Raw genomic sequence first — 18,869 nt, forward strand, 5'->3', positions numbered from 1 at the left:
CCCCTCGATAACGAGGGCTGATTTATACCACTATAGTCTGGCGCAAACGTGGAACGACTATGTGTCACACCGAGTGCCGGCTAAGAATGCGCTGCCAAACAGGTCTGGGATCGCGTCGACCGCCTGCTGCCGCGACGGCATCGTGTCACTGCGGACCCGCGAGAGCACATCCGGCGGCAGCCAGGTGTCCTCCATCGCGCCGATGCCGCCCCCGATCATCTGCTGCAGGAAAAACGACTGCCTGCGTCCCGTCAATTCTGCCAGTAGGTGCAACCTTTGCCCGATCTGTGGATCGACGCGGACCGTGACCACCTTCAGCCTGTTTTCGGCGGTCCGTTTCACCGCATGCCCCTGTCGTGGGCTCTGTCAGGTTGACGAGGCTGCGGCGTAAGATTGAGCAATGAAGAAGGCAAAATCGCTTTATCACGGTCATCGGTTCCCGGCAGCGGTCATCAGCCACGCAGTTCGCTGGTATTTCCGCTTTCAGTTGAGTTTGCGCGACATTGAGGAACTCCTCTTCGAGCGCGGTGTGACCGTGACATACGAGACGATCCGATGTTGGTGCGACAAGTTTGGTCGGGGCTTTGCGCACCGGGTAAAAGCGGCGAGACGCAAGCCGGGTAGCACGTGGCACCTCGACGAGATGTTCGTCACGCTGCGTGGCGAACCGTATCTGCTGTGGCGTGCGGTCGACGAGCATGGTACCGAACTCGACATCCTGCTACAAAAGCGGCGCGACAAAGCCGCGGCCAAACGTTTTTTCAAGCGTTTGCTGCGCTCCAGCCCCGTGCCGCGCAAGATCGTCACCGATCAACTGCGCAGTTATCCGGCCGCAAAGGCCGAAATTCCGGAGTTGGTGGGCGTAAAGCACGTGTTCGTAAAAGCGGCTGCCCGGCTGAACAACCGGGCGGAGAACAGCCACCAACCGACGCGCGAACGCGAGCGTCGCATGCGCGGCTTTCGCGACCCGAAACGCACACAAAAATTTCTCTCGTGCTTCGGGCCGATACGGCAACACTTCGCACTGAAGCGGCAAGTGATAAGCGCCTCACTTCATCGCAAACAACTCGCAGCCCGGTTCGTTGCATGGCGCGAATTCGCCGAACTCGCCCAAACTCCGTCGACTGCCTTCTGACCAGTCGTCACATCTGCCGTAGTGCCGTTTCACTCTCGGCAAGTTGACAATGCCATCGCAAGAACCGGCGCATAGCCTTTCTGTCAAGGCAGCACCTCTTCAGCCGACTGCGTCAACATTCGCGCCGCGATATCTGCTACCCGCGCCACGTGACTCGTGGCCGCATCGCGCGCGCTGTGCGCGTCGCGCGCACGGATAGCATCGAGAATGTGGTTCATCTCCTGCACGGCCTGCCAGCCGCGATCATCCGAGGCGATCGTCATTGCGCGCAACCGGTTGATCCGCGCATTGAGCGTCTGCACGATTTCCCACGACACTTTCTTCCCGCCGCCATGGAACATCGCCTCATAAAACGCGGTCGTCAGCTCGCGCACCGTCTGATGCGCGTGCGCTTCGAACGCCTGCTGGATTCGCGTGATGCACTCGGCCAGTAGCGCAAGCACCGTTTCATCCGCGTGCTGTGCGCACGCCATCGCCGCATCGCCTTCCAGCAGCGCGCGAATTTCGTAGATTTCGGCGGCCGTGTTGGCATCCAGCCTCGCGACGATGGGCCCCTGGTTCGGTATCGAATCGACCAGCCCTTCCGTCTCCAGATGCCGCAAGACCTCACGCACGACGGTCCGGCTAACACCCAGTTCCTCACACAGCGAACGCTCGACCAACCGTTCGCCCGGACGAAAATGCGCCTCCAGAATCGCCGTACGCATTTTTTCAAGCGCGAGTTCGCGCAACGTCGTGGTGCGGCGTTCGACTTTCAGCGAAGGCAGAGCGTCACTCATGGCGTGCATTGCCGTGCTCACGCCTGCGCGAACAGCCGCACATCACGCATGTCCCAATCGACGAGCGCATGCGTGCCGATCGTGAGGCCGCTGTCATGGCGATGTCCGGCCGGCATGCGAACCGAAATCTCCTGCTGCCACGGCGTCGCGACGGCGTAATGCATCGCGTCACCGAGATACGTGATGTCGCGCACGGTGACAGGCAGACCCGCCGCGCTGCTCGCGTCGCGCAGTGCATGAATGCGCATCTGCTCCGGACGGATCATCAGCGTGCCTTCGTCGCCCGCCGTGAGCACCGGATTGAAGCTGCCCGATGCCACCGTATGACCGTTCGGAAACACGCCGTTCATCTGGCCGTCGCGGTTCGACGTCACGCGCACCGGCAGGAAATTCGAGTTGCCGATAAAACTCGCGACGAAACGCGACGCCGGATTCCCATAAAGCTCCTCGCCCGTGCCGACCTGCTCGATGCGCCCCTTGTTGAACACGGCGATGCGATCCGACAGCCGCAACGCCTCTTCCTGATCGTGCGTCACATAGAGAATCGTGACGCCCGTCTCCTGATGAATGCGGCGCAGTTCGAGCTGGATTTCCTCGCGCAGTTTTTTGTCCAGCGCGGAGAGCGGTTCGTCCATCAGCAGCACGGGCGGATCATAGGCGAGCGCGCGGGCAATCGCGACGCGCTGCTGCTGCCCGCCCGACAATTGCGCGGGCATCCGGTCGCGGCACTCGGACAGATGCACGAGCTTCAGCATCTGTTCGACCTTGGCCTTCACTTCCGCGTCGGGACGGCGGCGCACGCGCAACGGAAAGGCGATGTTCTCGCCCACCGTCAGATGCGGAAACAGCGTATAGCGCTGAAACACCATGCCGATATGGCGCTTGTTCGGCGCGACGGAGAGCAGCGGCTTGCCGTCGAGCAGCACGCGCCCTTCGCTCGGCTCCTGGAAGCCCGCAACGATATAGAGCGTGGTGCTCTTGCCCGAACCCGACGGTCCGAGAAAGGTCATGAACTCGCCCTTGCGCACATCGAGCGATACATGGTCGATGGCGACGACGTCGTCGTAGGTCTTGCGCAGGCGCTGGATTTGCAGGAATGCGGCAGTCATGGCTCATTCACCTCGGTTATCGTGCGCGGCGCACCAGGGCGCCCGCCAACATCAATACGGTCGTCAATCCGACCAGCAGCGAAGACGCCGCCGCCACGACCGGCGTCAGGTCTTGCCGCAACGTTGCCCAGATTCGCACGGGCAGCGTTTGAAGGGTCGGGCTGGACATGAAAATCGACACCACGACTTCGTCCCACGATGCGAGGAACGAGAAGATCGCGGCGGCGAACAGGCCGAGCCGGATCGCGGGCAACGTGACGCGCAGCTTCACTTCGAGCGGCGACGCGCCGCAAATCAGCGCCGCATCTTCGAGCGCCGTGTCGAAGCTCGACAGCGAGTTGCTGATCGAGATGATCGAGAACGGCAACGCGATGATCAGATGGCCGATCACGAAGCCCGTCATCGTGCCGTTCAGGCCGATACGCAGGAAGAACGCATACAGTGCGACGGCGAGCACGACGACGGGCAGCACCATCGGCGTGAGGAAGAACGCCTGCACGGCATTGCGTCCGCGAAACTTGCCGCGCACCAGCGCGAGCGACGCGAGAAAGCCGATCAGCACGGATAGCGCCGTGACGATCACCGCGAGCTTCGCGCTCGTCAGCAGCGAGTCGATCCAGCCGGCGTCGGTGAAAAGCTGGCGATACCACTCCAGCGTCCAGCCCGGCGGCGGAAAGATCAGCCATTGCGAATCGCCGAACGACAGCGCGACGATGAACGCGATCGGCAGCAGGAGAAACAGTGCAACGGCGGCGCCAACGGCCAGCAACATATAGCGCAGCGCGCCCAGACGATCGAAATCGAGCAACATGTCAGTCCTCCCGCCGGGCCGCCCCAAGGGAGGCCGACGCCCCCTCGGGGGGCAGCGAACGTAGTGAGCGTGGGGGTTGTTTCATCTCAGCGGCCTCCCGGATTGGCGCGCGCACTGCCGGTGAAGCGCAGTTGCAGCGCATACAGTGCGAGCGTCACGGCGAGCAGCACGAAGGCGGCGGCACCGGCGAGGCCCCAGTTCAGCAGCTGCTGCACGAGCTGGGCGATAAGTTCCGCCAGCATCATGTAGGACGCGCCGCCGAGCAGTGCAGGAGTGACGAAATAGCCGAGCGCCATCACGAACACCATCAACGCGCCCGACGCGATGCCCGGCATCGCGAGCGGCACCAGCACCCGCCAGAACGCCTGCCAGCGGCTCGCGCCGCAGATCGCCGCGGCGCGCAACGTGGATGGGTCGATGCTCCGCAGCGTGGCGTGCAGCGGCATCACCAGGAACGGCAGCATGATATACGTCATGCCGATGGTCACGCCGATCAGGTTGTTGACGAGCGTCAGCGGCTCGCTGATCACGCCGAGCGCCATCAGCAAACGGTTGATCGGCCCGGTCTGTTGCAGCAGCACCATCCAGGCGAACGTGCGCGCCAGCAGGTTGGTCCACATCGACAGCAGCATGATCGCGAACAGCGCGGAACTCAGCTTGCGCGGCGCGATGGCGAGCAGCCACGCCGTCGGGAAGCCGATCGCGAGGGTCGCCACCGTCACTACCGTCGCCACCAGGAACGTGTTGCCGAACACTCGCAGATAGGTCGTCGAGCCGAGCAGTTGCGCGTAGTTGCTCAGCCCCGGCGCCGGTTCGAGCACGCTGTGCAACAGCAGCGACAGCACCGGCAGCAGAAAGAAGATCACGAGCAGCAACAGCGCGGGCACCAGCAGGCGGATGCTGCGCCAGTCGCGCCGCCGGCGCGTGGCCGTCGCGGGCGGATGCGCGACGGTACTCAGAACATTAGGCATGGTGTCTCCCATCCACTCCGATGACTATGCGGCGCTCACGTGCAGCGTGCCTATTTCGATTGCCACGCGTACCAGCGCTTGGCAATCGCATCGCGGTTCTCGGCCCAGTACTTCATGTCGAGATTGATCTGCGAGGACTTGTACTGATCGGGCAGCGTCTTCGCAATGGCGGGCGACATCAGCGCGGCCGACTTCACGTTGATCGGCGCATAGCCCGTATCCGTCGCGAACTTTGCCTGCGCCTGAGCGCTCGTGGCGGCGGCGAGGTACTTCATCGCTTCGGCCTTGTGCTTTGCGCCCTTAGGAATCACCAGCATGTCGGCGGCCGTCAGGTTCTGGTTCCACGAGATGCCGACCGGCACGCCTGTCTGTTCGAGCGCATGCAAGCGTCCATTCCAGAACATGCCGATGGGCGCCTCGCCCGACGCGAGCAGTTGCTGCGATTGCGCGCCGCCGCTCCACCAGACGATATCGCCCTTGATCGTGTCGAGCTTTTTGAACGCGCGGTCGAGGTCGAGCGGATAGAGCTTGTTGGGCGGCACGCCATCGGCGAGCAGCGCGATTTCGAGCACGCCGGGGGCCGACCATTTATAGAGCGTGCGCTTGCCGGGGAATTTCTTCGTATCGAACAGATCGGCCCACGTGACCGGCTGCGCGCCCGCGTACTTCGCCTTGTTGTAGCCGAGCACGAACGAGTAGTAGAAGCTGCCAACTGCGTCCTGCGTCGCGAAGCGCGGATCCAGTTCGTCCTTCTTCACGACGGAATAGTCGATCGGCTCGATCAGTCCTGCCTGGTGCGCGGCGTACGCGAAATCGCCTTCGACGTCGACCACGTCCCAGTTCACATTGCCGCTGTCGACCATCGCCTTGAGCTTGCCGTAGTCGGTCGGGCCGTCCATCAGCACGTTGACGCCGGTGGCCTGCGTGAAGGGCTGCGCCCAGTTCTTCTGTTGCGACGACTGCGTGGTGCCGCCCCAACTCGTGAAAACGATCGGGTCCGCGGCCAGTGCCGGGGACGCCGCGAGCGTCGCCGCGCAGAGCGCGATCAGCGGCGCGATAAATGAGTTGCTTCTGCTGCTCATGTCTCTCTCCAAGGAATACGGTCGGTATCGGTCCAACGTGTAAGGTAGCGAGTCGAATGCTCTCTCAGGCGAGCGGCGAAAATCGCGCTGGCTTCATGATCTTGTTTTCCATCTCTTCCATCAGCGCCTGAATCTTCGGCGCAAAGGCCCGCCACGCGGCGTCTTCAGCGAGCGCGGCACGGCGGCGTTCGCGCTCGTCGAGACTCGGATAGGCCCAGATATGCACGATCTGATTCAGCGGTCCGATCTCCGAAAAGAAGTAGCCGACCAGTTGACCCAGATACCGCTTCTGCAATTCGATGCCCTCCTCCTCCACGAGCTTCAGATAAGTGGGCACGGCGCCCGTCTTGATGCGGTATGTGCGGATTTCGTAGAACATGCTGGCTTGTCTCGTGTCGACCAGAGTTGGCGCTTGTGCGTCAGCGCATCACGAACGGATCGGCAATCGGTTCGTCCGACGTGCGGATCCACACCGACTTCGTGCGTGTGTAATCGAGCACTGCTTCGAGCCCGCCTTCGCGACCGAGACCGGACAGGCCATAGCCGCCGAACGGCACGATCGGCGACACCGCGCGATACGTGTTGACCCACACGATGCCCGCGCGCAACGCGCGCGTGAGCCGGTGCGCCCGCGTCAGGTCGCGCGTGAATACGCCCGATGCGAGGCCGTAGCGCGTGTCGTTGGCGAGTGCGATGGCATCGGCTTCGGTATCGAACGTGACGACGCTCAGCACCGGCCCGAACAGTTCTTCCATCACGCTCGGCACTTGCGCGTTCGCGCAATCGACGATGGTCGGCAAAAAGTAGTTGCCTTGGCCGACGCCGTCCGGTTGCTTGCCGCCGGTGACGATGCGCCCGCCCGCTTCGACGCTCGCGCGCAGCACCTTCTCGATGTGTTCGAGTTGACGGCGGGTGGCGAGCGGTCCCATTTCGGTCGCGATGTCCTGCGGATTGCCGATGCGAATCGTTTGCGCCTTCGCCACGAGCCGCTCGATCAGCGCATCGTGAATGCCGCGCTGCACGACGAGCCTTGAACCGGCGACGCAGCTTTGCCCCGTCGCCGCGAAAATGCCCGCGATGACGGCGTTGCAGGCGCTGTCGAGATCGGCGTCGTCGAATACCAGCACAGGCGACTTGCCGCCGAGTTCCAGCGACATCGCCGCGAGGTTTTCCGCCGAATTGCGCACCACGTGACGCGCCGTTTCCGGCCCGCCGGTGAAGGCGATACGCGATACGAGCGGATGACTCGTCAGCGTGCGGCCGCAATCGTTGCCGAATCCGGTCACGATATTGACGACGCCTTTCGGAAAACCGGCTTCGTGCACGAGCCGGGCGAATTCGAGCAACGGCGCTGGACCGTCTTCCGACGCCTTGAGCACGATCGTACAACCCGCGGCAAGCGCAGGACCGACCTTCACCGCCGACAGAAAAAGCTGCGAATTCCACGGCACGATGCCCGCGACCACACCGACCGGCTCGCGCCGCAGCGTGACTTCCATATCGGGTTTGTCGACCGGCAGCCACGCGCCCTGGATCTTGTCCGCGACGCCCGCGTAATAGCGGTAATACTCGGCGACATAGCCGATCTGGCTGCGCGTCTCGCGGATGATCTTGCCCGTATCCTGCGTTTCGAGTTCGGCCAGACGCGGCGCGTGTTGCGCGACGAGATCCGCGAGCCTGTACAGCAGCTTGCCGCGCGCGCTCGCCGTCAGATTCGCCCACGCCGGATCGTTCAGCGCGCGATCGGCCGCGCGCACCGCGCGGTCGACATCCGCCGCGCTAGCGGCCGGCATGCTCGCCCACACGTCGCCCGTCGATGGATCGACGCTGTCGAAATGCTCGCGCGCATCTTCGAAGGCACCGTCGATGTATTGCTGGAACCGCTGGACCATGTCAGCTACTCCGTGGAGTCATCAGATGTAAGAGCGTTCGCGTCAGCGCGCGTCGAATGCGGGCATCACGTCGGAAATGAACAGCTCCAGCGACTTGCGCTTGCGCTCGAAGCTCATGTGGCTGTCGAGCCAGAAGCTGTACTGGTCGTAGCCGAGTTCCTCATAGCCCTTGAGGCGCGAAATCACCTGTTTCGGCTCGCCGATCACGAGGTTCTTGCGGATCGCCTCGGGCGAGTATTGCGGGAACATCTCGACATCGGCATCCGTCAGCGGCTCGATGAAGCCCTGCTCGACCGGCCGCTCGTTCTTGAACCATTTGCTGAAGTAGCGATAGAAGCGCGCCAGGTCCTGCACCGCCTCATCCACTTCGGCGGCGTTCGCGCCGACAAACGTGTGCATCAGCATCATCACCTGCGGACGCGGCACGTCGGCATGCGCGGCGCAGGCGGCGTTAAAGCGCTCCATCAGACTCACGACCTCCGCATCGCCCTGCGCTAGCGACGTCACTTGCACATTGCAGCCGTTCGCGACGGCGAACGCATGCGAGTTCGGATCGCGCGCGGCCAGCCACATCGGCGGATGCGGTTGCTGGACCGGACGCGGCACGGGCGTCGTCGACGGCCACGACCAGAACTCGCCCTGATGCGCGTAATCGCCCTTGAACAACTTGCGCAACGCGGGCACCAGTTCGCGCATGCGCGCACCCGCGCCCATTGCGTCGAGGCCCGGCAGCAGGCGCTCGTATTCGAACGAATACGCGCCGCGTGCGATGCCGAGATCGAGCCGCCCGTTGCTTGCGACATCGACCATGCCCGCCTCACCCGCCAGTGCGATCGGATGCCAGAACGGCGCAATCACCGTGCCCGTGCCCAGACGGATGCGTTCCGTCTTCGCGGCCAGATACGAGAGGTTGACGAAAGGATTCGGCGCGATCGTGAATTCCATCGCGTGATGCTCGCCGATCCACGCTGTTTCGAAACCGCCGCGCTCGGCGATCTGCACGAGCTCGGTCATCCGGTCGAACAGTTCGCGATGCGACGTCGTGTCGTCGTACCGCTCCATATGCAGGAACAATGAAAACTTCATGATGATTCGTCTCCCGTGTCGACCGGAGTTCGTGCTTTAGCACCTACTCCAGTCCCATGCTGCGGGCTGCGCGATCGTGCGCAGCAGGATTCATCGGCGGATTGGCCTTTGGTGCGCTCAGTGCGCGAGCGCGAGCGTCTGCACCGTGCCGGCTTCCGTATCGCCGACATAGATGCCGAACGCGTCTTCACTGCGTTCGCGCACGTAGCGCTCGAGCATCGAGCGCACCGCGTCATCGCGCAGTTCGTGCCACGGAATCTGCGCCAGCGGGACAATGCGGATGGTGCTGTCCATCCATGCCGCGCCGCTGTCGATCACGCGGCCGCGATAGTAGATTTGTACACTCGAGGCCGGCCCGTTGCCTGACTCGAATACGGCAAAAATAAAGTCGAGATGCGCTTCGAGGCCGAGCTTCGCCAGCACGCCGCGCAGGCTCGCGGCATCGCTTGCGGGTTCGAGCTTGATGCCCGTCGGCAACTGCAGGCCCTTGGGGGTGTCGAGCAGCACGAGTCCATCGCGATGTTCGAGAATCGCGCCCACTTGCGCCCGTGATCCGGCGGCAGCCAGTGCATCCTGGGACAAACTGAAGTTCACATACGCGCCCCGGCAGTAGCCAAGCGGCGACGAGCTGGTATGAAGAAAATCGACCACACGTCCGATCAGGATGATGTGATCGCCGGCATCGACCACATCATGCGTGGTGCAATCGAAGGTCGCCGCCGCGCCGTCCATCACGGGCGCGCCCGTTGCGCGCGTCTGCCAGGCGACTTGCGCGAACTTGTCGGCCGCTTTCGAGGCGAACACGCCGGACACGGACTTCTGATCTTCGGCAAGAACGCTCACGGCGAAGTGGCGTGTTTGCGAAAACACTTCATAGCTCGATGCGGTCTTGGCGATGCACACGAGGATCAGCGGCGGATCGAGCGAGACCGACGTGAACGAGTTGGCCGTGAAGCCGCGCGGCGAGCCGTCCGGCTGGATCGTCGTGACGACCGTCACGCCCGTCACGAACGCGCCGAGCGCGCGGCGAAATTCGGCGAGGTCGAAAGTCTGTTGCGCGGTTTGGTCAAACATCGGCTCAGTCATGACGTTCTCCATTGATCGATTCATGCGGCGCTTCTTCCACCGACGCTTCGGCGAGAAACGCGAGCAGCCTTTCGTTGACGCCCTCGGGATCGGTGACGTTCATCATGTGCCGCTCGTTGGCGATGATCTCGGCGCGGCCGAACGGCGTGGCCGCCGCCATCGCCCGCGACATCGCCGGGCTCGAATTCGGATCGCACCCGCCCGTGAGAAACAGCGCGGGCACGGCGAGGCTGGCGAGACGGCCGACGTGCGCATCGTCCGAGCTGGCAAAGAGCCGATAGGTGCGCGCGTAACCGACAGGATCGACGGACAGCAGCAGCCCGCGCACGGCTTGCGCCGCCTGGGTCAGATGGCCCGGAACCGGATCGCCGAACCAGCGTGAGAGCGTGGCGTCGACGCCCGTATCCAGCGGCGCATCGCCGAGCGTCGCGGCGCGCGTCATCACGGCTTCGCGCTGCGCCGGCGTGCGGTCGTACACCGCGTTCAGCGCGGCGACGCTCAGCGTGCGTTGCGGATGCTTCAGCGCGAATTCGAGCGCGACGAGCGCGCCCATCGAGTGTCCTACCACATGCGCGCGTTCGATGCGCATCGTGTCGAGCAGCGCTTCGAGTTGCGACGCGTATTCGTCGAGCGTCGGCGCGACTGTCGGCAGTGCGCTGTCGCCGTGCCCGAGCATGTCGTACACGACGACCTGGTAGTTCGCTGTCAACGCTTCGATCTGCGGCGACCATACGGTCTGGTTCATACCCACCCCGTGGATCAGCACGACCGTGGCGCGCGCTTCTTCCAACCGCGGCGTGTAGACGCTGTAGCTCGTGTCCGCAGCCTCGCCACGCGACACGGCACGCGCGGACGCGAGCTCAGGCTTCATGGGACTCGAGCTCCTTCAGGTCCTGATAACGGTCGCCGATGCGGTGATGCGGACGGCCGCCAATCGATGCGCCCAGCGCGATCACCAGTTCATCGGGAGCAGGCGCGTCGACGATCGAAAACTGCACGGTCAGGTAGTGCGAGCGCATGCCTTCGTCGTGCTTGTGCATCAGCGGAATCGAGATCGGGCAGTTCGGACCGCCGCGCAGGTTGGTGAAGCTCAGATAGCTTTTCGCGCCAACCGCGTTGCGGTAGTGGTTGCCGAAGCGCAGCGTGTGAATCAGCGCCGACGCGTGCTCGATCTCGCCCGACGTGCCGACGATTGCCGCCTTGCCGTAGCCTTCGACCGCATCGCCGGAACCGGCTACGCGCAGCACTTCCGCCGTCAGCATTTCGCCCAGTTGCGGCGCGAGCGCGTGAATCTCCGGCTTCAGGTCTTCGACAAAGCCGCGCCCTGCCCACGGATTACGCAGCACGGCCGCCGCGCCAAACAGCTTCAACGGCCGCGCCGCCTCCTTGCCGCCTTCGATGAAAGTTTCTTCGACGTAAGTAACCAGCTTGCGCACTTCCATCTTCATATCGTTCTCCTGAGGGGCCGAGGCCGTGAATGTCATCCGTTGAGATTATGGTATTCCATCTTATGGCCCACACCAAGAACAACGGTGTTATGGAATACCATGATACGAATCACACCCTTTCAGGCATGTTTTTCGGCTAACGGGTTCGGCGACTGCATCCGCTTGTGCGGCGCAACATATCGGAGGAGGAATTTGTCAGAGTAGAGCGAGGAGACAGGTGCGCGGGCAAAACAAAAGGCCGCCGGATTACCGGCGGCCTTCGTGGGAACGGAATGGGATGCGGCTCAGGCGTTGCCGGCGGTCTCGTTTGGCTGCGCGAGCGCGTTTTGCGCCAGTTCAGCGGTCCGTTTGATGTGCGCGGCCGATGCCGCCGAAGCCGCCTCGCCGTCACCCCGCTCGATTGCATCGAGCAGGTTGTTCATCTCGCGATTGGACTCGCCGCCGCGTCCCGGCATGGCGATGGTCAACGCGCGCAGCCGGTTGATGCGCGCGTTCAGCGTTTTGACGACCGCCAGCGAGACGCGCTTTTGCGCGCCCTCGAACAGCGCTTCGTAGAATCGCTCCGTGTATTCGAGCACGCGCGGCAGGTCCTGCTTCTCGAACGCGTCTTCGATGGTCGCGCGGATCTCGCGCAACTGCCGAACGAGTTCGGGCGTCGACTGCTCGGCGCACGCGCGCGCGGCATTGGCTTCGAGCAGGCCGCGCAGTTCGTAGATTTCGCCGACCTGTTCAGGATCGAGCCGCGCGACGATCGGCCCTTGCCGCGCGACGATCTCAACGAGCCCTTCCGTCTCCAGATGCCGCAGCACTTCGCGCACCACCGTGCGGCTCACCCCGAGTTCGTCGCACAGCGTGCGTTCGACGAGCCGCGCGCCCGGCCGGAAATACCCTTGCACTATCGCGCCACGCAGCTTGTCCAGCGTAAGTTCGCGCAGGGTCTTGGCATTGCGGTCGATTCTGAGGTCTGACATGGGCGGCAAAAAGAGAAACGCACGATAGCTGTGACGCGTGCTCGACATGCCGAGGGACGCGCGCTGGAATGCCATATTATCGCCCATCTCAACCTATATCTGTGGAGCGGAGTAGCCTCCTCGAATGCACTCTCATCTAGAGACGCTCAGGCTCGAGCGCTAGCTGCCAACCCCCAAGAGATTGGCTTGATCAATGTGTTTTGCCTTTCCAAACGGGCGGTTGCGTACGTTTCAGAGCGATCGCTTATCTTGTAATCGCGAATAAGCTCGCCATAGGAAGGTCCGCTTGCCGGACAGAGTCACCCCGCGAAATCGCGACGACCGTCGTAAGTGTTCGATCTGAGGTAGTCGCACCCAGCTCATGTCAACGTGGCCATACGTTCCGCTCCAGTGACCACGGCAAGACTGACGAAGGGCGGACCCCGCATTCGCGATCGACCTACAGTCTTGATAATTCGCGCCGCCACCCCGCAACCAACCCGTATGATTTAGACGAGGTGTGTCACCGTTACACTGAACAGCAGGATTAGCGGGCTGGGCTCGCAGCCCGCCAATCGTGCAATGAAGCGAAAGTAGAAGCGTTTCGGAAGTAAAGGTAGATGCATCCTTGGCGCAAATAGTCTACATCGCCACCCAGACGGTCGTCGTGTCCGTTCCCTTCGTACCTATTCACTGTCATGTTCGTGCAGTTCTGGCAGCTTTCCGTTTGATCCGCTATCGGTACGTTGAGGCCCTGTTGGCAGAACCGCATTGTTGGCTTTTCTCTCCCGACGCTCGCTGCGTCGCTGTTCCGCACGCTTCACGACTTCTTCCAGCGATTGCACGTGTTCGGGGGTCGAACGACCAAAGCGCTTGCGATAACAGTGCGCGATAAATTCGGCGAGGGGGCGCTTCCACGGCTCCTGCTGGTCGTTAGCCAGCGATCCGAATTTTCGGGGATTCAATCCCAGTTCGCGCGCTCAACCTGAAACGCTGCCGCGCTTCAAACCAGGGCTGAAGCTTCGATGGTACCGCCATCAGTGCTCACCATTGCGCCAGCTCGCGACGGTCAATCGCTCCACCGCCGCGTAATAACGTGCTTGAGAAGTCGCAGCATCGCCGTTCTGATCCGTCTTCAGAATATCAAATAGATGCTCTGCGACGACTGAGCCGATCGCGTGAACCGCATCGTGTCGCGTAAGTCCTTCTTTCCCGAGGCGATGCATCGCCCGGACCACGGGCTCAACGTTCAGGGCGATCTGGTTTTCGACGATCACGTGTAGCGCAGCGTGTGCCGTGACGTTGGGAAGCTTGATCCTGGCGCCGCGGTGATACGTTTCGACGACCGCAATGCGCTCCTGTTCGTCAAGTTCAAGCCATGATTCAGGTTCGGGCGCGCACCCGGGGTTGTACTCTTCCATGATGCAAGTCCTGTACTGACTGCTGCCTGTCTTAAAACTGCCATCTCCAGCCGCGTTGCGCGTCAGTCCGGTCATCGGCGGCAAAACGCGCGCTCGTCCCATACGACCGGGAGCGACTCGTTGACGACAACACGCCGGACCACGGGTCGTGCGGGAACCGTCAATCCCGTGACCTGGATGCATCGCGACGTCATGCCGCCCAATGATGCGCCAGCACCGTGGCGACGAACGAATGCCCCGGAGTGGCCGCAAACTGGTCCCGCAGACGCCTGTTGAGCTGGTCACGTTCCATGCCGGTAGCAAGGGCCGCGTCCGCCAGCGCACCGTAGGCATCCAGCACATCGCTACCCGTGATTTCGTAACCGAAGCCTGCTGCCATCCAGTGCAGCGCCGCCGTGCCACAGGCCACCGCGAATTCAGGCTTGCGCTGCGCGAAATCGCGTGCGGCCCGCGTCAGGGTTCGCGGATCGGTGGGGCCGCGCATCGCGAGAGACGCCGCCAGATCGAGCAGGCCGGCATCCTTCGCGGCGGCAAACCATTTCCCCTCGGCGCCGGGACTGCTCGTGACCAGATCGCGGAGGATGCTGTCCGGACTCCTGTCCGGATACTTTTTCGCGATGGCACGGAACGTCGCGAGATGCGTGGCGCCCTGATTGGCCTCGATCGCGTAGCGTCGATATGCCTCGTCCATCATGCCCGACAACAGGAGGATAGCTTCGCCTTTGCGGGCGATTGCAGCAGCGGGCGCATTCAGCCCCCTGGACGCTTCCGCGTAACGCAGTGCTTCAGCGGAACGACCCAGTGCGATCAGTGCGTCTACCCCGTACTGGCGATACCCCCACCAGTTCAGGCGCGCGCCGTTCACGAGAACGAGGAGCTCCTCATGGCGCCCGGCGGCATTCAGTGCACTCAGACAGGCGGTGGTACCCGCGAAATGGCCGCCCGAACCTTCAGCGCCCATCACCTGAACTATAAACGGCAACAGCCGGTCTGCCCATGCGGACGCGATGGCGGGCGAGGCGCACAGGTCACCCCAGCGATCGCCCAGCTGTTCGATATACGGCATCTGGTCGTCCTGGAGCGCGTCAAACAGGCGCTCCAGCCAACGTGTGCGTACCGGAGCGGACACGTCCACCCCGGCGATGACCGGCACAAGTGTATCGATCGCGCGATTCACCGCGGTACCCATTGCGCCGGACGAACTGTCTACGTGTTCGAGCGCCGGCGAAAGCTTTTCGAGCAAAGCGACCGCGCCATCCGCGGCGAGAACAGGATCGGCACGGGCGATCTGCCGGATCTCCGCCTGGGCTTCTTTCAGACGCTGGATCGGCAACGCGGATTTCCAGCCGAAGGTGCCCCGTCGGAACCGCGCGGCAAAGACCCACTTGTGAGATGGTGTGCGTGTCATATCCCGGGCCACCTGCTCAGCGCGTCTTCATATAGGCGGCGTACACCGCCCCATTGAGTGTCTGCAGTTCGCGCCGGGCTTGCAGCAGTTCGTGATGCCGGCCCTGCCGCTCCAGGCTGAGCAGTCCGAGCATCAGCTTCGCCGCCAGTTCGGGCGCGTGCCGTCGGGAAGGCTCCGCCTGCCTGAACAGGGGTGCAAGTCCGGCCTTTTCTGTGAGGACCCACGCCGGAAACCATGCGAGATCGTCAATGTCGCCGGCGCCGTCGAACGACGTATCGAAGTAGCGCCGCAACGTATTGACGCACGTGTCGCCAAGCCGGCTCAAAAGCTGGTCAAACCGGGATGGAGAAAGCCACGCAAGCTCCACCAGCAATGGCCAGGCCGCGTCCAGGCCATCGAGCCGGTAACGTGCCTCCGTCATCCAGCAAAGCGGCGCTGGAATCCGTCGCCAGGACGCGATGCGCGATGTCGCATCGGAGGCCTCGGCCCACCGCGCAGCAAGCAGGAAGAGCGGCGCCACGTGCGCATCCGCGTGGTCCGCACGGAAAGGCAGCGCAGCGGCGCGCCCGGCCAGTTCTGCCCAGAGCGGTGCGAGCCAGGTCGCCCCGCTCTGCCTCGGGAACACACGCGCGACTGCGGGCTGGACTTCGTGAGATAGCGCCTGGCGAGCCTGCAGGGCGGCTTCGTGACGGTCAAACGGTACCGTCGATCGACCCTCGAGAGCATTGACGATCGAACCGAAATACACCTGGGCGACATCGTCCGGATACTCGTTCGCAAGGGCCTGCAGCGCGCGCCGCGCGCCCGCGGCATCGTACCGCTGCAACGCTGACAGGACGTCATTGCGCAGCATCACATCGCGGCTGTCGTTGAAAATGTCGAGCTGCATCCGTCGGATTCAGAACAGTTGGCTGGTCGGACTGACGAGGTTATTCCATTTGACCGTGCTTCTCAATTTCCTGTCGTGCTCGTCGACTGACTCGACGATTGCGCGCCGACCGCTCGCGTCGGTGACCGCGGTGCGGGCGCGTCATCAGTGGTCGTGTTCCGTCGGATCTACGAAAGACGGTTCCCAGGCCTGCCCGCCGTAGAACACGCCAACGATTGACACCACCTCGGGATCCAGAAGGTAAGCAATGACCGCGCGCTGCCGGTAGTGGGTCACGCGCAGGCCAGGTAACAGATCATCGCGCGGGACGCCGCGCTCAGGGAACGTCTGCAGGCGCAGGCAGAAATTCACGATGGCGTCCACGTAGCAAGCCGCCGTGACGGGCGAACCCGCTTCAATGATGAACCGTTCTATGTCCTCAAGCTGGTCCCGCGCTTCCGGGGCAAACTGCACCCGGTAGGTCATGCGGCGCCCGAGCGCTTCTTCGCCAGGTGAGCGCGCACCTGCTCGGGCGTGAGCGCGCGCGCGGGCTCCGCGCGCAAAGCTTCGGCCGCAGGCACCACCTCGTCGCGCAGCCAGGCCTCAACGGCCCTGTCGCGGGCCGCGAGGGTGCGTAGCCCGTCGCGAATCACCTCGCTTTCAGAAGCATATTCGCCGCTGGCGACCTTGGTGCGGATGAGCTCGGCCATCTCGTTGGGCAGGGTAATGCTGAACTGCTTTGTGGTACGCATGGCGCCCTCCAGGCTGACAGGATTTAATCCTACTCCGTCGACGGGGGTGCTGGCAAGGCGCGTCGGCCTTGCGCAGATAACGTGTGGCGGCCGCGTGCGACGGGACGGCGCACAGCTCGACGGATCTTCCTGCGGCCAACCATTTCGAAGGAAAAGCTGGATGCGCCTGTCAGGGGCGCGCTTAATATCCGCTCGCCGGGGCGAGCATCGAACCGGTACACCTCTTCGTCCCACAGCGACAGGCGTAGTCAGCGATCAGTTCGGGAGTAATCGCGTCATCGATAGTGAGTCCATAGGCGATAGAAAGCTCGTCGCCCGGCATCACGTCTTTGAGCGTCTCGATGAAAACCCGCCCCCGCCCGTCCTCGATCGCCTCGCAGTTCGGCTGGCAGGAGTGGTTCAGCCAGCGGGCGCTGTTGCCCCCGACGCTGCCGTCGATCACGCGCCCGTCGGCCAGTCCAAAGATGAATGTGTGGCCGGGCGCTCCGGATCGCCGGTACCGGGCAGAGGCCCGTCGCCACGAGGTCACCTCACCGCGATATTCGAAGATCCGCTGGCCGGCTGGAATTGCCTGCTGCGCGAACACGCCTCGTCCATGAACCGATGATTTCCTGACCGTCACGCGCCGCACTTCGTCACTCCTGATCCGTTGAAGGCTGCGAGCATAGCGGGCAGCGCGTGACGCGGCAACCGGTACCGTCGCGTCAGAACAACCGGGTCTGCCGGGGATCACGCGCCGGGGGTCGGGATACGTCGGCCCGGCGGGTCCGTCGATTTCCACCGCTGCTGTTCCCAACGCGCTGCAGCCGTGCCAGCATCAGGCATTCCACGGCGCCATCGTTGAAGCGCAACTCGAACACGCCGGTTACTCCGGACGGACACCGCGCTGTTGCGCGGAACGACAGGCGCAGTCCCCGCCGTTTCGCGCGGGCAATCATCTGCGTGCGACTCATGCCGGGCCAGCAATCGGATACAAAGAGCGTCACTGTCCCGGGCAGGGACTCATGCGCGACGCCCTGTGGAAGCGTCAGTCCAGTCAGCAGGTAACTGTCAGCCATGCAGCGTATTTCCTCGGCGGAGTCACTCTGCGTTTATACCGTTTTCCTGCGCCGCGTTGCCGGTTTGGCGGCCGGCACGGTGCGGGACGAACGGGTCGGACGTGGTGCCTTCCGCACTCCGGCCGGGGCGGCCGACTGCTGGCTTTCCCGCGCACGCGTTTCCGTTTCCCGCAGCGTCATCATCTCGGTTTGCAGCCGGCTATTCTCCGCCTGAACGGCATCCAGCCGCCCCTGCAGCACGCCCGCCTGATGACGCGCATCGCCCAGCTGCGCCTGCATGGCTTCAGATGCACGGCGATGGTCGGCGTCCTTCCGGTCCGCGCGACGGGTGGCTTCGTCCAGCTCTTTCTGCAGCTTCGTCGCGGCACTGCGCTCGCGGTCGATCTCGAGCAGGGCGCGCTTTTCGGACGCCCTGAGCCGCTCCTCCGCGCGCTCTGCCGCTTCCCGCTGCTTCGTCAGATCGCGCGAAAACCCTTCCCTGACCTCCACGAGCTCGCGATCGCGCGCAGCCAGCGCCGCCCCGATCCGGGCAAGTTCGGCCTCCAGCGCCTGCCGCTGCGCGTGACCTTCGGCCTGGGCCCTGTCCAGCTCCCGCACCTCGACCTGCGCGGCCAGCAGCGCCGCGGTGCGCTGTTCGAGCGCGGTCTCGACGCGACCCAGTTCGTCCCGGGCGGCGGCGACCGACTGTTGCGCCTCGGCCCGCTGCGCCTCGAGTTCGGCGCGCAGCGCGTCGAGCGCAGCTTCGGCTGACGCGGTGGCGCGCGACCAGAGGGTGGCGACCAGTTCGCCGGCGGCCGCACCGAGATCGGCGGGCAGGTCGGGATGTTCGATGCGTACCCGGCTCTTCTCGCGCAGTTCCGCCCAGAACTCGCCGAGCACGGCGGTCGGCGTGCCCATGCTGCCGCGCCGGACCAGCTGGTACAGCCGGTTCGCGGTCGGCGTGATGCCGTAACGGAAGAACAGCAGCGCGCAGACCTCGCGATACAGCTCGCGGGTCTTCGGAAACGCCACCT

Annotated in this window: 23 protein-coding genes; 1 reads left to right on the top strand and 22 read right to left on the bottom strand. The window is 63.7% G+C overall.

The window, feature by feature from the left end; genetic code table 11:
- Nucleotides 1-57: 57 nt before the first annotated feature.
- The gene (locus GNZ13_RS20760; RefSeq protein WP_172167665.1) at nucleotides 58-342 is read right to left on the bottom strand and encodes a hypothetical protein; all 285 of its coding nucleotides are present in this window, start codon (nucleotides 340-342) and stop codon (nucleotides 58-60) included.
- Nucleotides 343-400: 58 nt separating this feature from the next.
- On the opposite strand from GNZ13_RS20760, the gene GNZ13_RS20765 reads away from it, so the two are divergent.
- Nucleotides 401-1,135, top strand: coding sequence for an IS6 family transposase (locus tag GNZ13_RS20765; protein ID WP_172167666.1), 735 nt, complete (start codon nucleotides 401-403; stop codon nucleotides 1,133-1,135).
- Nucleotides 1,136-1,218: 83 nt separating this feature from the next.
- Here the strand turns inward: GNZ13_RS20765 and GNZ13_RS20770 are convergent, their stop codons facing one another.
- The 21 genes from GNZ13_RS20770 to GNZ13_RS20870 form a co-directional block, all read right to left on the bottom strand.
- Nucleotides 1,219-1,914, bottom strand: coding sequence for a GntR family transcriptional regulator (locus tag GNZ13_RS20770; RefSeq protein WP_172167668.1), 696 nt, complete (start codon nucleotides 1,912-1,914; stop codon nucleotides 1,219-1,221).
- A gap of 17 nt (nucleotides 1,915-1,931) precedes the next feature.
- On the bottom strand, nucleotides 1,932-3,023 hold the full coding sequence (locus GNZ13_RS20775) for an ABC transporter ATP-binding protein (protein WP_172167670.1): 1,092 nt from the start codon (nucleotides 3,021-3,023) through the stop codon (nucleotides 1,932-1,934).
- 16 nt (nucleotides 3,024-3,039) lie between these two features.
- A complete protein-coding gene (locus GNZ13_RS20780) occupies nucleotides 3,040-3,834 on the bottom strand; it encodes an ABC transporter permease (RefSeq protein ID WP_172167672.1) in 795 nt (264 codons plus the stop codon).
- A gap of 86 nt (nucleotides 3,835-3,920) precedes the next feature.
- Nucleotides 3,921-4,805 carry an ABC transporter permease gene (locus GNZ13_RS20785; protein ID WP_172167674.1) on the bottom strand — a complete coding sequence of 295 codons (885 nt, stop codon included), beginning with the start codon at nucleotides 4,803-4,805 and terminating at the stop codon, nucleotides 3,921-3,923.
- A gap of 50 nt (nucleotides 4,806-4,855) precedes the next feature.
- Nucleotides 4,856-5,887, bottom strand: coding sequence for an ABC transporter substrate-binding protein (locus tag GNZ13_RS20790; protein ID WP_172167676.1), 1,032 nt, complete (start codon nucleotides 5,885-5,887; stop codon nucleotides 4,856-4,858).
- Between the two features lie 64 nt (nucleotides 5,888-5,951).
- Nucleotides 5,952-6,266, bottom strand: a complete 315-nt coding sequence (locus tag GNZ13_RS20795) for an NIPSNAP family protein (RefSeq protein WP_172167678.1) — start codon at nucleotides 6,264-6,266, stop codon at nucleotides 5,952-5,954.
- A 40-nt stretch (nucleotides 6,267-6,306) separates the two neighbouring features.
- Nucleotides 6,307-7,779: an aldehyde dehydrogenase gene (locus GNZ13_RS20800; RefSeq protein WP_172167680.1), complete on the bottom strand. Its 1,473-nt coding sequence runs from the start codon at nucleotides 7,777-7,779 to the stop codon at nucleotides 6,307-6,309.
- 42 nt (nucleotides 7,780-7,821) lie between these two features.
- Nucleotides 7,822-8,865, bottom strand: a complete 1,044-nt coding sequence (locus GNZ13_RS20805) for an LLM class flavin-dependent oxidoreductase (protein ID WP_172167682.1) — start codon at nucleotides 8,863-8,865, stop codon at nucleotides 7,822-7,824.
- A gap of 117 nt (nucleotides 8,866-8,982) precedes the next feature.
- Complete coding sequence (locus GNZ13_RS20810; protein WP_172167684.1) at nucleotides 8,983-9,951, bottom strand: flavin reductase; 969 nt, start codon at nucleotides 9,949-9,951, stop codon at nucleotides 8,983-8,985.
- Nucleotides 9,944-10,822, bottom strand: coding sequence for an alpha/beta fold hydrolase (locus GNZ13_RS20815; RefSeq protein WP_172167686.1), 879 nt, complete (start codon nucleotides 10,820-10,822; stop codon nucleotides 9,944-9,946). Before GNZ13_RS20815 ends, GNZ13_RS20810 begins: the two co-directional genes overlap by 8 nt.
- Nucleotides 10,812-11,399, bottom strand: coding sequence for an amino acid synthesis family protein (locus tag GNZ13_RS20820; RefSeq protein ID WP_172167688.1), 588 nt, complete (start codon nucleotides 11,397-11,399; stop codon nucleotides 10,812-10,814). Before GNZ13_RS20820 ends, GNZ13_RS20815 begins: the two co-directional genes overlap by 11 nt.
- Nucleotides 11,400-11,683: 284 nt before the next feature.
- On the bottom strand, nucleotides 11,684-12,370 hold the full coding sequence (locus GNZ13_RS20825; protein WP_172167709.1) for a GntR family transcriptional regulator: 687 nt from the start codon (nucleotides 12,368-12,370) through the stop codon (nucleotides 11,684-11,686).
- Nucleotides 12,371-13,035: 665 nt separating this feature from the next.
- Entirely contained in the window at nucleotides 13,036-13,314 is a 279-nt protein-coding gene (locus GNZ13_RS20830; RefSeq protein ID WP_172167690.1) for a hypothetical protein, read from the bottom strand.
- Between the two features lie 72 nt (nucleotides 13,315-13,386).
- A complete protein-coding gene (locus tag GNZ13_RS20835; protein WP_172167691.1) occupies nucleotides 13,387-13,770 on the bottom strand; it encodes a hypothetical protein in 384 nt (127 codons plus the stop codon).
- 190 nt (nucleotides 13,771-13,960) lie between these two features.
- Nucleotides 13,961-15,178 carry a hypothetical protein gene (locus GNZ13_RS20840; protein WP_172167693.1) on the bottom strand — a complete coding sequence of 406 codons (1,218 nt, stop codon included), beginning with the start codon at nucleotides 15,176-15,178 and terminating at the stop codon, nucleotides 13,961-13,963.
- Between the two features lie 16 nt (nucleotides 15,179-15,194).
- Nucleotides 15,195-16,067 (bottom strand): hypothetical protein, encoded by an 873-nt coding sequence (locus GNZ13_RS20845; protein WP_172167694.1) that lies wholly within the window; start codon nucleotides 16,065-16,067, stop codon nucleotides 15,195-15,197.
- A 144-nt stretch (nucleotides 16,068-16,211) separates the two neighbouring features.
- Complete coding sequence (locus GNZ13_RS20850; protein ID WP_172167696.1) at nucleotides 16,212-16,532, bottom strand: type II toxin-antitoxin system RelE/ParE family toxin; 321 nt, start codon at nucleotides 16,530-16,532, stop codon at nucleotides 16,212-16,214.
- The gene (locus GNZ13_RS20855; protein WP_172167698.1) at nucleotides 16,529-16,798 is read right to left on the bottom strand and encodes a type II toxin-antitoxin system ParD family antitoxin; all 270 of its coding nucleotides are present in this window, start codon (nucleotides 16,796-16,798) and stop codon (nucleotides 16,529-16,531) included. The genes GNZ13_RS20850 and GNZ13_RS20855 overlap by 4 nt, the downstream gene beginning before the upstream one ends.
- A 181-nt stretch (nucleotides 16,799-16,979) precedes the next feature.
- Complete coding sequence (locus tag GNZ13_RS20860; protein ID WP_172167699.1) at nucleotides 16,980-17,429, bottom strand: SET domain-containing protein; 450 nt, start codon at nucleotides 17,427-17,429, stop codon at nucleotides 16,980-16,982.
- A gap of 73 nt (nucleotides 17,430-17,502) precedes the next feature.
- Nucleotides 17,503-17,856 carry a hypothetical protein gene (locus GNZ13_RS20865; RefSeq protein WP_172167701.1) on the bottom strand — a complete coding sequence of 118 codons (354 nt, stop codon included), beginning with the start codon at nucleotides 17,854-17,856 and terminating at the stop codon, nucleotides 17,503-17,505.
- A gap of 33 nt (nucleotides 17,857-17,889) precedes the next feature.
- A complete protein-coding gene (locus tag GNZ13_RS20870; protein ID WP_172167703.1) occupies nucleotides 17,890-18,867 on the bottom strand; it encodes a DNA-binding protein in 978 nt (325 codons plus the stop codon).
- Nucleotides 18,868-18,869: the final 2 nt, after the last annotated feature.

It is taken from the genome of Paraburkholderia elongata, assembly GCF_013177735.1.
Lineage (GTDB): Bacteria > Pseudomonadota > Gammaproteobacteria > Burkholderiales > Burkholderiaceae > Paraburkholderia > Paraburkholderia elongata.